The sequence below is a fragment of the Megasphaera sp. SW808 genome (genome assembly GCF_012027795.1).
Classification (GTDB): domain Bacteria; phylum Bacillota; class Negativicutes; order Veillonellales; family Megasphaeraceae; genus Megasphaera; species Megasphaera stantonii.
Genome location: NZ_SJOT01000040.1, coordinates 1 through 12,792, shown reverse-complemented (window position 1 = coordinate 12,792; position 12,792 = coordinate 1). Strand labels below are relative to the sequence as shown.

The window sequence follows — 12,792 nt, the reverse complement described above, 5'->3', positions numbered from 1 at the left end:
AGATTGTATACCGACATTTGTCTAGTACTAAAGATAAATTAAATTATTTATTGTGGTATTACTTTCCCGCATTTTCTATATTTTTTAGAAAAATACATGATAAAGCCAGTAAAAAAACATAAACTATAAGGGATATAATATTTGAATGTTATGATGGAATGTTACGATATCTGTATAATCTTTGTATAATTTTTATTTTATAGGATATGTTGTTTTGGGAGTGATGATGTAGATATGTATGAAATGAATTTTTATAATTATTTGCTGAAATCAAAAGGAAATGAATTTCAGGATGTTTTCTATCGTTTAATGAAAGAGGTATATTCAAAGCAATTTTATGCAATAAAGCCTAATGGCAAGTTGGGTGATCATGGGTGTGATGGGTATCTGTCTGATGGGACTTATTTTCAAGTATATAGTCCTGAAAAAGCTGAAAAAGCCAGGCAGCGCAAGATGCTAGTTGATTTTGTGAAATTATATCGTTTTTTAGAAAAGATGTCTGCATCATACCCGGTAATAACTGCTTACATATTTGTTTTCAATAATAAATATGATGCTGTTATAACTATGGAATGGGCCGAAAAAATAGAGGTTTTAAAAAGAAATTATCCCAATGTTGAATTTTTAATTTGGGATAATCAATTTTTACAAAAACTATTCCAATCATGTGATATTTCTGCTCAGAAAAGGATACTGAATTTGTATTTGTCAGATGATGAAGTGATTGGGCGAGGGGTAAACGAGATAGTATCCCAAAATTTATATCAAGATTTATCAAACATTACCCAATTAAAAAAATATATCAATTTGGTAATTAAATATATTGAAAAAAATGATTTCTTAGCGCCTTTTCATGATGATGGGCTGGATGATATTGATGTATTGTTAGTAATGTTAGAAAATATTGTTTTTAATGATTCTAAGTTAGAAGGCATAAGATTAAAATCAATTAACGAGATACGTATATTATGTAACTTGATATGTTATAATACGTCCCCAATAAGAAATGGAATAGGTGGACCTTGTAGAATGGATAGAAAAGAATATCAAATTTTTACTGAGAGAATAAAAAAGCAGAGAGAAGCTGTATATGGAGTTCTTCATAAACTTTTGAGCGGTGAAGAGAAAATTATTGGAATATTTCAAAAAATGGGCTTTTAAAGTAAATGTTAAACGGTTGATTTGCGCATACATTTCATATATAGTATTTTTTTGCGACCTCAATTATATATTATGGATATGAAATGTATAATTTTAAAGTTTGGAATTTATGACAGATGTTGGTGTAACTGCAAAAAAATATACTGCTTAATAAATCTTGTAACATGTTATATCACCTGATAGCTGTAGGATATGTCTATTTTTTAGAAGTCAAAGCTGTCACATAAAATAAACTGCACCTAGCTAAGGAGATAATCCAAAAAGTAAAATTTTTTGACTACTGCATTTTTAACGTATGACATTCATTTTTTTATTTGCAAATGAAGTTACAAGCCAGTGTAATATTTGTAATAAAGTACAAAAAGTTTTACAAGATGAAGTTACAATCTAAGTGCAACACCCACAATAAAAAATGACACATAGGTTTCTGATATACTGGTGTCGACTAAAACAATTTATATATCGGAGAAAACCTATGTGCCACTATCATCATCTTACACTATCTGACCGAGAAAAGATACTCTTTTTTCGCGCAAAGTCCTATTCTATTACCTAAATCGCCGCCGAACTCGGCTGTCACCCGTCTACTATCTCGCGAGAACTGCGCAGAAATACGGTACAGGGGACGTACCTGCCGGTAACGGCTCAGGAGCAGTATGCCACCGTGCGTCATGTAAGCCGCATAAGCACCTAGAAGATGCCGCCCTATACGCTGTGGTCAAAGATCTGTTTCTCATTCACCACTGGTCTCCGGCAGAAATTGCCGGCCGCCTGCGGTTGGAGCATCACCAATGCGTCATCAGTTACAATACCATTTACCGGGCCATCTATGCCGGGGAGTTTGACGATAAGCCCTTATCTCATGGCAACCGCGGCGCTGTCCGTAACCTGCGGCCTCGGGGGAAATCCCACCATACCCGGACGTATACAGAACGACAGGGCAGCATCGTCATTTCCCATGACATTTCAGAACGGCCCATCGGAGCAGAAAATCGCTCCTGGCGCGGCCATTGGGAATGCGATACCGTATTGGGAAAGCAGGGCAAAGCCTGTCTGGTCACGCTGGTAGACAGAAAGAGCCGGTACTTACTGGGAGACAAAGCGGCAAAAAAGAACGCCCAGGCCGTCAACGAAGTCATGCTTCGGGAATTGAATGGCCAGCCCCTGCGCAGCCTTACGCCGGACCAGGGAAAAGAATTTGCAAATCACGCTGCGGTCACGGAAGCCTTAGAAGGCGTACAGTTTTACTTTCCGCCGCCGCATCAGCCGTGGCAGCGGGACAGCAATGAAAACACAAACGGGTTGTTGCGTGAGTACTTCCCGAAAGGAATGGATCTTACGCCTGTTTCAGAAACCTATATTCAACAAGTCTTTGCGGAACTCAATCTTCGGCCGCGAATGTGCTTGGGATATAAACCTCCCTATGAAGTTTGCCATTCAAAAAAGTTGCACTTAGCTTGACAATTCACCAATAAAAAATAGGTTAATCACTCTAATAGAATAAAGTTACGATATAGTATTCTAAAAAGGAGCTTGCAAACCATTTTGCGAAAAATACTTGACGCTACCGATTATTACCTATTCCTAATCGGCAATAAACGGAATACCATAAGCTTTTATGAACAGCTTATTAAACAGGTCGCGGGACGAGGTGGTGGCTGTGGTGATGGGGAACCATTCTGGTTTTTTCAGGGTCAGGAGCCAGGCTTCTTTTGTTTCGTAGTTCAGCTTATAGGTTGTACGGCCGATGTTTTTTGTTGTGCCGTCGGGCGAAACGAGGAAGGAGTTGACGGACAGGACGTAAATGGGCGGCGCATATTCGTCGATGGAGAGCGTGTCGACCAGGTCGACTTGATAGTAGCCTTGATGCATGGCTGTCGGTGCATAGTGAGGGCTTTCGTCGTAATCGTTCCAGTCCATAGCGTGTGATGCGCAGGGGAATAAAATGGCTCCGCTGAGCAGGATGGCGGCAATGCTTTTTTGCAGGATCTTTGCCATAAGGGATACCTCCTAATAATAAGTATAATTTTTGATTATATTACTATTTATTATACTGCTTTGTCAATAGAATAATTGCTGTGCAAAAATCATGTTCCAATCGATTATTGCAAGTGCGAGCAGTACATATAAACTTTTTGGAACGAATGTTGATTTCTATATATAGGCAGATATATAATGGTCGTAATCCAATAGAGGATAGAATATTACCGGAAAGGATGACTGACGATGAGACATCAAAGGGTATCTAATATAATTATGACGGCTGTGATGGGGCTATGTGCTGTCATGGGTGCGCAGGCTGCCGATATGAGAAATCCGAGTCAGGAGCCTAATGTCGTTTCCAGCTATGAATACCAGTCTGTTTCCTATGGAAATACGGCTGACGGTAAGACCTATCATCGCGTCGTGACGAAGCGCAACGGCGTGACGGAATCGGACGTAACGACGGTCGATGGAAACGGCGGCGTTCTGACGTGGGATACGGACGACAGGGGACGCCATGTGGAAGGCCATATGAACGGCATCCAGCTGAAAGACGGCAACGTGACGGCGAATACCATAGCGGCGAAGCATGTGCAGGCTTCCAGTGCGGATTTAGGAAATATATACGGCAGCCGTGTAGAAGCGCCGACGGGTACGATTGGCGGCGTTGCCTTTGCCGGGCAGGGCGTTGTGACCGGAATTCAGACGGATGAAACCGATCCGACGTCGGCAGTCAGCGTAGCGTACTTGCAGCAGAAGTTAGCCGAGCTGGAAGCGGAAAACCAAAAACTGCGGGAAGAGCTTGAAGCCTTAAAAAGGTAAAGATATAACTTCACATAACATAAGAGCATCCTTTTGTTTTGGTGCGTCAGCACTGTAATTGATGAGGATGCTCTTTTTTGTCGCGCCAAGTTCTTGCTGTTGGTCGGTGTTTATGATATATTTATAAAATGTTTACAGTATATTTACGAATGACAGCGGCGTCTCGCTGAACTGCCGGGAGGGAGAATGGTTGTGTTGAAAGAAGGGAATTCGATGCCGGAATTAGTTTTGAAAGTCGGCATAGTTGTATATTTTTTGCTGATTGTTCCCGTGGCGTTTGTGATGCCTAATTATTTGGCATGGGAAAATGGCTTGTTGGAAATGCTGCAAAATATGGTGTTATTTTTCAATGTAATTCTTTGTTTTTCGTTTTTTCGCAAAACAGCAGGACAGCGGTTTCATACATTATGGCTGGCTGTGTCCGGATATTTTTTGCTGCTGTTTGGGCGAGAAATCAGCTGGGGGCGAATCTTTTTTCAGACAGGCATGGATGAGCATGGGCCGACGTTTATCTCTATGAGCTCTGTGCCGGGACATCAGTATATTCATGGCGGTATTTCTATTTATACGGCGATTGTGCTGGTATCTTTAATTTGGCTTGTTCCCTGGAAGAAAATTTTTCATGAAATTCCGGTGCCTAAATTGGGATTTGCTATCCTGATTGTAACGGCTGTATTAGCGGCCTGCGGCGACAAGGGGCTGTTGTTTCACTCCTATGTAGACAGCAATATAGAAGAATTGGCCGAGTTATTGTCGTATATCATGCAGGGCGGATTTGCCGCTTGGTATTACAAGCAATTTAAAATGTTGAAATAGCGTTAACGGGCAAAACTATATTCAAAAAATGAACGCCGTACATCCGATGTGTGATGTACGGCGTTGTTGTCGTATATGAGGTTAAAAGGACGGCGGAGAAACGGCGAAAATGACGACGGCTGGTTCTTCGCCTACGTTTTGCCAGGTATGCTTCGTTTCGCTTTTGATGCGCACGCTGTCGCCGGCATAGAGGACGCAGGTTTCGAAATCCAGGGTCAGCTCGACGGTGCCGGCCTGGACGAGAGCGACTTCTTCTCCCTTATGGGCCAGCGGTTCCTGGCAGCTCTTGGCCTTAGGCGGCAAGGTGAGCTGCATCATTTCGATGGTGCCGTTCATGTCCGGCGTCAGGACTTCGTAATGAATGCCCTGGTCGATGAGCTGACGGCGGTTTTCCTTGCGGACGACGTCGCTTTGGATGTCGGGGCTGTCCAAAAAGAATCGGTATAGCGGTTCGTCCAAGGCGATGGACAAGAGACGAATCGTATTCAGCGACGGCGACGCCTGCCCTCGCTCTATCTGGCTGAGCATGGACGACGTGATTTGCGACGCCTCGGCCAGTTCTTTTATCGTCAGGCCGCGGGCCAGGCGGTAGCTTTTTATTTTTTGACCTAATTGCAGTGATAAATCCATGACAGGCTCCTTTCTGTATTGATACTAGCAGACGAAGGCCTTCTTCGTCAACTATGCGGGCCGCCTCACGTCAGCTTATCCAGCTCTTCCATCATGGCCCGGCGCCGCTTGTACTGCTGCCGCCATTGACTGACGAGGGCCTGTACGAAGGGCGGCCCGCCGGGAAGGCGTTTCATCTTGCGCAGAATCCGTACGATTTTGACGTAGCTCGGACGGCCAAGGCCTTGGACGGCAATCTCTGTGACGATGTGTTCGTAAAGCTGAAGGAGCTCGTCGGGAAAATTCTCTTTGAGGATGGATTCGTATTGCTGTACTTCCGACAGGCGGCAATGCTTTTGGACGTGGCAAAGAAGGCGGTCGTAGAGCTTTTCTTCGGCGTATAGTTGGCCGGCGTAGGGATTGGTTCCCCAGCTGGTCAGAATTTTTTCCCGTTGTTCCCGCCATTCCTCCGGCTTATACAGACTCTTTAATTCCCTGTACAAATCGATGTTGGCGACGTGGATAGTCAGGGCTAAATCCCACAGCATTTGGAGGTAGCGTTCCTGCTTTCCTGTCTTTTTGTATAACTCCTTGAGTTTTTCGCAGCATTCGCGGGCGATGTACGACGGCGTGCTGTCGGCGGCGTAGGCTTGTTCCAAGACGGCAATCGCATTGGCGTCGTCTTGCTGCCATTCGTAAAATTCACTCAGCAGCAGGCAGACGCTGCCGTACTGTTTGTATTGGGCAATATAGGCTGCTTGTTCCTCGGCAGGACAGCCTTTTTGCTCCATCAGAAGGACATGGGTTTTTATTTTTTGCGGCAAGATGACGTTTTCAAAATCTGTCTGCCGGGCAGCTTTTTGTACTTCCTTATCGGTCAAGGCCAGCTTTTTGTCTAAAAAGTCCGGGCCGGGGAACTGCTGCAGGATAAACTGCATGGCACAGTCCTGGGCCAGCTCATACCATAGGCCGTCCTTATGGGTGTAATCGAGCTGCCGGGCTGCCCAATCGAAGATGCGGAGCTGGTTTTCTGCCGTGCAGTAGGGAAGCAGCTTGCCGACGATTTGATAGCAGAAATCGAACAAGCACCACAGCCCGCCGTCGGAGTCGTCCATATCCGTAGCTTGCAGCTGCGACAGGGTGTAATCTACCGTTTTGAAAATACCGTCTGCCGTAGCTGCGGATATACGCTGGTCCAGGGACGATAAAAAAGAGTACAGCTCTCCTGTAAAATAACTGGCCTGTTCATAATCTATATAGTCATCCCAGCCGGCGTCGGCGAAAATGCGGTCAATTTCCTGTCTCCATTCTTTCAGCAGGCCCTTGGTCATGACGTTTTGCGTGAGCATGCGGAACCGGTTCTGCAGGGCCGGTTCTTTTTCTAAAATGGAGTATAAAAAGGCGCGGACCGTCAGGTCGTCGGCGTTGTGTATGAGTTCAGCGAGGATGGTTTCCTTGTCCGGCTTGCAGGTCATTTCGGGGAAATCAGGCAGGACGTCGGCTTTCCAGTCGTCTAAGACATCATCTTCTTCCTCTCCGCTTTCCCATTCCGGTTCATCGGGCGTTGCTGACAATATGAGGTCCTCTGTTTCCTGACAGGCGAACAGGACGGCGGCCATGTGCTTGCAGTGATTGTCGTCAGCCGCATAAGGGCAGGTGCAGGACATCGCCTCAATGATCCCGTCTTTTATATCGATTTTAACGTCATAGTCTTCCGTTCCCAAGACGACAGCTGTTATTTGCGTGTCTGTAATTTTGAGATCCTCGACGGCGGCGTCGCGGTAATACTCTGCGCCGCGATGCAGTATATGCGGTTTAAATAAGAGTTCCCAGTCCATTGTATGCCCTCCTCCTGCGCATAGTTGTACATAATAGTCTGATTTGAAGATATATCAAAACGTTGCCGTCAGGCGAGAGGGCAACGTTTTGCAGAATCTTATCGTTCATCACCTTTTAAGATGGTGATTTTTTGTTTAAAATGAATGGCTTCGTCAAACTCCTTGAGCATTTCCGGGCTTGGTTCCTTATCCATCTTGCTGACGACGTAGATGGCGATGAGGGAGAAAATGAATCCCGGTACGATTTCGTACAGTCCCAGCCAGCCGAACTGCTTCCAAATGAGGACGGTCAGGCCGCCGACGATGATGCCGGCCAGAGCGCCGTTTTTCGTCATGCGCCGCCAGTACAGGGACAGGAGAATCGTCGGGCCGAAGGCTGCGCCGAAGCCTGCCCAGGCATAGGCGACCATGGTAAGGATATAGCTGTTCGGATTCAGGGCCAGGATGATGGCCAGTGCCGAGACGACGAGAACGGTGATGCGGCTGACGAGGATCAATTCCTTGTCGCTGGCGTTCTTACGGATAAAGGTATGGTAGAAGTCTTTGGAGATGGCCGACGCCGTGACGAGAAGCTGAGACGACGCCGTACTCATGATAGCTGCCAGTACGGCCGATAAAATCAAGCCGGTGACGAAGGGCGAGAAGAGCATCTGGCTCATGACCAGGAAGACCTTTTCCGTATCGGCGCCAGTCAGCGGGTCGATCAGCACGACCTTGCCGACGAGGCCGACGAGAACAGCCGCGGCCAGGGAAATGACGACCCAGGTCATAGCGATGTGCTTCGATTTCTTCAATTCGTCAGGATTGCCGATAGCCATGAAGCGGACGAGGATGTGAGGCTGGCCGAAGTAGCCTACGCCCCAGGCCAGGGATGAAATGATGCCGATAATGCCGGCTGTGCTCGAGTCGGGCACCATATCCAGCAGCTGCGGCGCATCGGCAGCGATGCGGGTCATCGTTTCGACGGGGCCGCCGACGACGATCATGCCGACGAGGGGCACGAGGACGATGGCTAGGAACATCATGCAGCCCTGGATGAAGTCAGTCCAGCAGACGGCCATAAAACCGCCCAGAAAGGTGTATACGACGACGACGCCGGCACTGAGGAGCAGAGCCGAGAAATAATCCATGCCGAAGACCGTTTCAAACAGCTTCCCGCCGGATACGAAGCCCGACGACGTATAAATCAGGAAGAAGATGAGGATAAATACGGCCGAAATGATGCGGATCAGGTTCTGGTCGTCGTGGAAGCGGTTTTTTAAGTAGTCCGGCATAGTCAGGCTGTTGTTGGCGATTTCCGTGTAATTGCGCAGGCGCTGTGAAATATAATGCCAGTTTAAGTAGGTGCCGATGGCGATGCCGATGGCGATCCACGACGCGGATACGCCTGTAGAGTAGGCCAGGCCCGGAACGCCCATGAGCATCCAGCCGCTCATGTCGGACGCTTCGGCGCTCATGGACGTAATCCACGGACCGAGGCTGCGGCCGCCGAGGATGTAGTCGCTCAGGTGCCGCTGGGAGCGCGAGTAATATACGCCGATGAGCAGCATTGCCAGCAGGTAAATAGCAAATGCCGTAATTACGGACACATTTGATTCAATCATGAAATAATTCCTCCCCCTGCTCAAACAGGCCGAACGGACGTATCGGCAGACCTGCTCAAGCGATTGTCTTGTAATAGCATTCTGTATATAAATAAAATAATGGTTTCATTGTACTGTACTTTTGCCCGGCAGGCAAGGGTTTTATCGTGATAAAGTGGAAAAATTTATTAAATGTATTTATAATAATAGAATCTAAGTACATTTTTGAAGAATTTGCCCATGCGGAGGCCACAGTCCGGCGGAACGCATGTCAATACCTGCATACAGAGAAATGGGAGACACTTATGAATATACTGACGTTAGATAAAGTAAAAAAATCATACGGCCTGCGCGTCCTCTTCGACGACGTGACCTTTGCCGTCGACGGCGGGCAGAAATTGGGCCTTATCGGCTTAAACGGCGCCGGCAAGACGACGCTGCTGAAAATTATCGCCGGCCTGGCCGAAGCCGACAGCGGGGATATCTGGAAAAATCAGAAGGCCCGCATTCATTTCCTGCCGCAGGAACCGCAGTTTTTGCCGGGCCGCACGGTGCTGGAAAGCGTGCTGGACGGCGACCTGCCGGTCATGCGGCTCCTGCGCCGCTATGAAGAAGCGGTCCAGCGCGGCGACGACGAGGGCGTCGTCAAGCTGACCGAAGAAATGGATGCGAGCCATGCCTGGGAGCTGGAGCAGCATGCCAAGGTCATTTTGCAGAAATTGGGTATCGACGACCTGACGCAGCGCGTCGACGAGCTGTCGGGAGGACAGCGCAAGCGGCTGGGGCTGGCCCGGGCCCTGATTATGCCCTGCGATCTCCTCATCATGGACGAACCGACGAACCATTTGGACGACAAGACGATCCTATGGCTGGAAGAATATCTTCGGGACAGCAAGGCGGCCCTTATTGTCAGCACCCATGACCGGTATTTTCTCGATACGGTCGTCGATTCCATGATTGAGCTCGACCGGGGCCATGTCTATACGTATGAGGGAAACTATGCGGCCTATTTGGAACTGCGGCAGGCGCGGCTGGAGCAGGAAGAGGCGTCGGCAGAAAAGCGGCGCAACCTCATACGGCGTGAAACGGCCTGGATTCGCCGGGGCGCCCAGGCACGCTCGACGAAGCAGAAGGCCCGCCGCGACCGGTACGAACAGCTCTGTGCCATTGAAGACGGCAAGCCTGTGGAAAACGTAGAAATCTTCGATACGTCCGTGCGGCTCGGCAAGACCATATTAGATATTGACGGCGTGGCCTTTGCCTATCCGGGGCAGGAGGCGTTGTTCAGCGGCGTGACCTATCACGTCGTCAAGCACGACCGCATCGGCATTATCGGCGAAAACGGCGTAGGGAAATCGACGATGCTGAAAGTGCTGTCCGGCGAGCTGCAGCCCACGGCAGGGACGCTGACTATCGGCCAGACCGTCCGCTTCGGCTTCTTTACGCAGCAGCTGCCGGAGTTTGACGAGTCCATGCGGGTCATCGATTACATCCAGGAGCGGGGCCATTTCGTGACCAACCAGTTCGGCCAGCGCATATCGGCGACGCGTCTGCTGGAGCAGTTTCTCTTTTCCGACGAGATGCAGTATACTTATATTTACAAGCTCAGCGGCGGCGAACGGCGGCGCCTCTATTTGCTGCGGCTGCTCATGGAGCAGCCCAACGTCCTCCTTCTGGACGAACCGACCAATGATTTGGACATACCGACTCTCACCGTGCTGGAACGGTATCTCGATACGTATCAGGGCGTCGTCCTCGTCGTATCCCACGACCGCTATTTCCTGGACCGCGTAGCCGATAAGCTGTTCATCATCGAAAACGGGACGTGGAAAAGGTATTACGGCGATTACAGCGACTATCTGGCCGAAACCCTTGCCGTCCGCAGCGAGAAAGACGATGTGAAAAAATCGCCGGCTGCGGCGCAATCAAAGGGCGAAGCGGCTCCGGCTGCCCGCAAAGCTGGTCTGACGGCCCGGCAGGAGGAAGAACTCCGGCGTATTTTGGAGGAACTGCCGCAGTATGAAGGATTACTAAAAGGCATCAATGCGGCCATCGCGGCGGCCGGAAGCGATTACGAACAGGTAGAATCGCTCTTAAAAGAGCAGCAGGAGACGCAGCGGAAGGTCGACGAGCTGACAGAACGATGGTGCGAGCTGGAAGACTTGAAAGCGGAGTAAAAATATAAACATATGGACGGGTATGACATGGTATTTTTCGTATCTATGATAGTTTGAGCATTCATTCTTAACTATGCAAAATCAGCATAAAAATCATGTAAAAATCAGTAAATAAAATACGGTAAAGTAATGGAAATCAATTCTCTGTTTATGTTATTCTATAGGTAACGAAAAAGTTTGTGATAAATGATTACATAGTTTGCATGTAAATATTTTTTACAAAAAGGAGAAAAAGATGTCTGTATTCCGTTCCAGATTCAAAGAACTTCAGCGGCGCGTTCCCATAGATGAACACAACTGTGCCGTTCAATTTGACGAAACTAAGTGCAAAAATTGCACATTGTGCCGCCGAGCCTGCGCCAACACGCAGAGCATCATGGACTATTACAGTTTGGCAAGTACGGGCGATATGCCGATTTGCGTCCATTGCGGTCAGTGCGCTTCGGCTTGTCCCTTTGACGCTATTACGGAAGTAAACGACGTAGAAAAAGTAAAAGCAGCAATTCAGAATCCCGATAAAATCGTCATTTTCCAAACGGCTCCGGCTGTCCGCGTCGGCCTTGGCGAATCCTTCGGCATGGAGCCGGGAACCTTCGTCGAAGGCAAGATGGTCGCGGCCCTGCGGGCTCTTGGCGGCGATTACGTATTCGATACGGACTTCGGCGCTGACCTGACGATTATGGAAGAAGCGACGGAGCTGCTCCACCGCCTCCAGTCCGAAGAAATCCCTATCCCGCAGTTTACGAGCTGCTGCCCAGCTTGGGTGGAATTCGCTGAAATTTTCTATCCCGATCTCCTTCCGCATTTATCCTCGACGAAGAGCCCGATCAGCATTTTGAGCCCGGTCATCAAGACCTTCTTTGCGCAAAAGAAAGATATCGACCCGAGCAAGATCGTCAACGTCTGCGTTACGCCCTGCACGGCGAAAAAAGCGGAAATTCTTCGTCCCGAATTCAACAGCTCATCCATTTTCTGGGATGTTCCGGAAATGCGCGACACCGATATCTGTATTACGACGCGTGAATTGGCGAACTGGATTAAAGAAGAAAATATCGACTTTGCTGCCTTGGAAGACAGCAAGTTCGATACCGCCTTCGGCGAATCGTCTGGCGGCGGCAAGATTTTCGGCAACTCCGGCGGCGTTATGGAAGCGGCTATCCGCACGGCGTACCACCTGTTTACAGGCCGTCCGGCTCCGAAGGATTTCATTCCCTTTGAAGAAGTCCGCGGCCAGGAAGGCGTCAAAAAAGCCAGCGTCGCCTTCGGCCACTTCGTACTTCACGTCGCCTCTATCAGCGGCTTGGCCAACGCCCGCGCCTTTATCGACGACCTCATCAAAAACAACGATTTCGAAAACTATTCCTTTATCGAAGTCATGGCCTGCCCCGGCGGCTGTATCGGCGGCGGCGGCCAGCCTAAGGTCAAACTGCCTCAGGTGAAAAAGGTCAACGAAGCCCGCATTGCCTCGCTGTACAAATCGGATGAAGAAACGGATATCAAAGCCAGCTGGCAGAATCCGGAAATCGAAGAATTGTACAAGCTCTTCCTCGACGAACCTCTGTCGGAAATGGCCGAATGGGCCCTTCATACCTACTTCAGCGACAAGTCCGATCAGCTGGGCAAGATGAAGAACCTGACGCCGGAAACAAACCCCATGTCTACGCGATTCAAACCGACGGTAAATCAGCCGTTGTAATCAGACATATCATAGCAGCATAGAGATGTAAGACCAGCCTGACGCGTGATGTGACCCCAAAAAGTTAGACCTTAGTAACGAGGTAGTTTTTGCTATCTCGTTACTTT

Annotated in this window: 10 protein-coding genes; 6 read left to right on the top strand and 4 right to left on the bottom strand. The window is 48.6% G+C overall.

From position 1 onward, the window contains the following. The first annotated feature begins 234 nt into the window (after positions 1 to 234). Positions 235 to 1,161: a hypothetical protein gene (locus tag E0L13_RS11295; protein ID WP_168062483.1), complete on the top strand. Its 927-nt coding sequence runs from the start codon at positions 235 to 237 to the stop codon at positions 1,159 to 1,161. Positions 1,162 to 1,875: 714 nt separating this feature from the next. Then, entirely contained in the window at positions 1,876 to 2,622 is a 747-nt protein-coding gene (locus E0L13_RS11290) for an IS30 family transposase (RefSeq protein WP_346766180.1), read from the top strand. Positions 2,623 to 2,745: 123 nt separating this feature from the next. Here the strand turns inward: E0L13_RS11290 and E0L13_RS11285 are convergent, their stop codons facing one another. After that, positions 2,746 to 3,159 (bottom strand): hypothetical protein, encoded by a 414-nt coding sequence (locus E0L13_RS11285; protein ID WP_168062481.1) that lies wholly within the window; start codon positions 3,157 to 3,159, stop codon positions 2,746 to 2,748. Positions 3,160 to 3,387: 228 nt separating this feature from the next. Between E0L13_RS11285 and E0L13_RS11280 the strand changes: the two genes are divergently transcribed. Both E0L13_RS11280 and E0L13_RS11275 read left to right on the top strand, forming a co-directional pair. Next, complete coding sequence (locus E0L13_RS11280; protein WP_168062479.1) at positions 3,388 to 3,966, top strand: bZIP transcription factor; 579 nt, start codon at positions 3,388 to 3,390, stop codon at positions 3,964 to 3,966. Positions 3,967 to 4,158: 192 nt separating this feature from the next. After that, positions 4,159 to 4,782, top strand: a complete 624-nt coding sequence (locus E0L13_RS11275; RefSeq protein WP_168062478.1) for a hypothetical protein — start codon at positions 4,159 to 4,161, stop codon at positions 4,780 to 4,782. 81 nt (positions 4,783 to 4,863) lie between these two features. Here E0L13_RS11275 and E0L13_RS11270 read toward each other — a convergent pair whose 3' ends face one another. The 3 genes from E0L13_RS11270 to putP all read right to left on the bottom strand — a co-directional run bounded on the left by E0L13_RS11270 (position 4,864) and on the right by putP (position 8,833). After that, on the bottom strand, positions 4,864 to 5,412 hold the full coding sequence (locus E0L13_RS11270) for a cupin domain-containing protein (RefSeq protein WP_168062476.1): 549 nt from the start codon (positions 5,410 to 5,412) through the stop codon (positions 4,864 to 4,866). A gap of 65 nt (positions 5,413 to 5,477) precedes the next feature. Further along, positions 5,478 to 7,229: an SWIM zinc finger family protein gene (locus tag E0L13_RS11265; protein WP_168062474.1), complete on the bottom strand. Its 1,752-nt coding sequence runs from the start codon at positions 7,227 to 7,229 to the stop codon at positions 5,478 to 5,480. 98 nt (positions 7,230 to 7,327) lie between these two features. Next, positions 7,328 to 8,833: a sodium/proline symporter PutP gene (gene putP / locus E0L13_RS11260; RefSeq protein ID WP_168062472.1), complete on the bottom strand. Its 1,506-nt coding sequence runs from the start codon at positions 8,831 to 8,833 to the stop codon at positions 7,328 to 7,330. A 284-nt stretch (positions 8,834 to 9,117) separates the two neighbouring features. On the opposite strand from putP, the gene E0L13_RS11255 reads away from it, so the two are divergent. Continuing rightward, a complete protein-coding gene (locus E0L13_RS11255; RefSeq protein WP_168062470.1) occupies positions 9,118 to 10,989 on the top strand; it encodes an ABC-F family ATP-binding cassette domain-containing protein in 1,872 nt (623 codons plus the stop codon). A gap of 235 nt (positions 10,990 to 11,224) precedes the next feature. Then, positions 11,225 to 12,685 carry a [FeFe] hydrogenase, group A gene (locus tag E0L13_RS11250; protein WP_168062468.1) on the top strand — a complete coding sequence of 487 codons (1,461 nt, stop codon included), beginning with the start codon at positions 11,225 to 11,227 and terminating at the stop codon, positions 12,683 to 12,685. Positions 12,686 to 12,792 lie beyond the last annotated feature (107 nt).

Coding starts and splice junctions, on each gene's coding strand:
- E0L13_RS11295 (WP_168062483.1), top strand. CDS start 235: ATGTATGAAATGAATTTTTATAATTATTTGCTGAAATCAAAAGGAAAT.
- E0L13_RS11285 (WP_168062481.1), bottom strand. CDS start 3,159: ATGGCAAAGATCCTGCAAAAAAGCATTGCCGCCATCCTGCTCAGCGGA.
- E0L13_RS11280 (WP_168062479.1), top strand. CDS start 3,388: ATGAGACATCAAAGGGTATCTAATATAATTATGACGGCTGTGATGGGG.
- E0L13_RS11270 (WP_168062476.1), bottom strand. CDS start 5,412: ATGGATTTATCACTGCAATTAGGTCAAAAAATAAAAAGCTACCGCCTG.
- E0L13_RS11265 (WP_168062474.1), bottom strand. CDS start 7,229: ATGGACTGGGAACTCTTATTTAAACCGCATATACTGCATCGCGGCGCA.
- putP (WP_168062472.1), bottom strand. CDS start 8,833: ATGATTGAATCAAATGTGTCCGTAATTACGGCATTTGCTATTTACCTG.
- E0L13_RS11255 (WP_168062470.1), top strand. CDS start 9,118: ATGAATATACTGACGTTAGATAAAGTAAAAAAATCATACGGCCTGCGC.
- E0L13_RS11250 (WP_168062468.1), top strand. CDS start 11,225: ATGTCTGTATTCCGTTCCAGATTCAAAGAACTTCAGCGGCGCGTTCCC.